This is a genomic window from Rhizobium sp. SVR5-2C (assembly GCF_056755115.1).
This window is the reverse complement of the sequence record NZ_JBNDHT010000296.1, coordinates 1-1,061: the sequence shown is the minus strand read 5'-3', so window position 1 is coordinate 1,061 and position 1,061 is coordinate 1. Positions and strand designations below refer to the sequence as shown.

Below are 1,061 nucleotides of genomic sequence, written 5' to 3'. Positions count from 1 at the left end.
GCTCTGGATCAGCCTTCTCGGATTTGCGGCCGAAGGCAGCCTGCTTCAAAGCGGAAACCAGCTTCTCCAGCCGCTCGATCCGCTCATCCTTGCGGACTTCACGCGCTTGCGCCGCGATCAACATCGCCTTCAAGGCAGCAATATCGTCGGGAAGGTCGGTGGCGTCCAACATGGTTGGAGTTTATCAAGTATCGCCTCGGTTCACTGCCGGGATTTGCCATCCGAGTCATCGTGACGCACCTATTCGATCGCCGTCGGCGCTTTCGTCTCCACGGCACGCACCCGACGCCAGTCGAGCCCCGCAAACAGCGCCTCGAACTGGGCATGGCCCAAGGTCATCAGACCATCTTTGATGCCCGGCCAGATGAAGGCGTGCTCCTCCAACCGCTTGTACGCCATCACCAGACCGCTGCCATCCCAGTAGATCAGCTTCAACCGGTCTGCTTTGCGCGACCGGAACACGAATACCGTTCCGGTGAACGGGTCCTTGTGCAGCTCGTTTTTGACCAACGCCGCCAATCCATCATGCCCCTTGCGGAAGTCGACCGGCTTGGTCGCGACCATGATCCGAACCCGGTTCGACGGAAAGATCATGCAGGAACCGCGCAGGCACGCGCGACAGCGGCGATCCGGGCGGCAGACGCGCCTTCTTCCAGACGGATAGTGACGGAACCAACAATGATCTCAGCGCGACTGGCTTTTTTGATTGGCGGTTCCGAAGCGGGCGGATCGAAAACGACCGCTGCGAATTCCATTGCATTCTCGGGTGCAGGCAGAACCAGCTTGCCCTGCCGCGCCATCGTCCGCCAAGTGGACAGATGGTTCGGCTTCAGGCCATGCCGCTCTGCCACTTCGTTCACCATCGCGCCGGGACGAAGGCTTTCCGAAACGATCTGCGCCTTGACCTCGTCCGGCCAGTGCCGGTGAACCTCACGTCCAGCCCTCCTGGTCGTGAGAACCTCTACTCTAGTCTCCATGGAGAAACTCCCTCTGCTCGTCCATGGAAAGCCGATCACAGATTAGGACGGCGAGGACAACGTGGGGACGGAACATCGGTTACG

General features: G+C 60.2%; 2 protein-coding genes and 1 pseudogene. All 3 read right to left on the bottom strand.

Annotated elements, in window-relative coordinates; all coding sequences use genetic code 11:
• Nucleotides 1-172 (bottom strand): annotated as a pseudogene (locus ACPYOI_RS35740) (IS66 family transposase); the annotation flags it as partial.
• A 68-nt stretch (nt 173-240) separates the two neighbouring features.
• Nucleotides 241-594, bottom strand: a complete 354-nt coding sequence (gene tnpB, locus ACPYOI_RS35735) for an IS66 family insertion sequence element accessory protein TnpB (RefSeq protein WP_481424134.1) — start codon at nt 592-594, stop codon at nt 241-243.
• Nucleotides 591-977 carry an IS66-like element accessory protein TnpA gene (gene tnpA / locus ACPYOI_RS35730; RefSeq protein WP_481424133.1) on the bottom strand — a complete coding sequence of 129 codons (387 nt, stop codon included), beginning with the start codon at nt 975-977 and terminating at the stop codon, nt 591-593. The genes tnpB and tnpA overlap by 4 nt, the downstream gene beginning before the upstream one ends.
• Between the last annotated feature and the right edge of the window lie 84 nt (nt 978-1,061).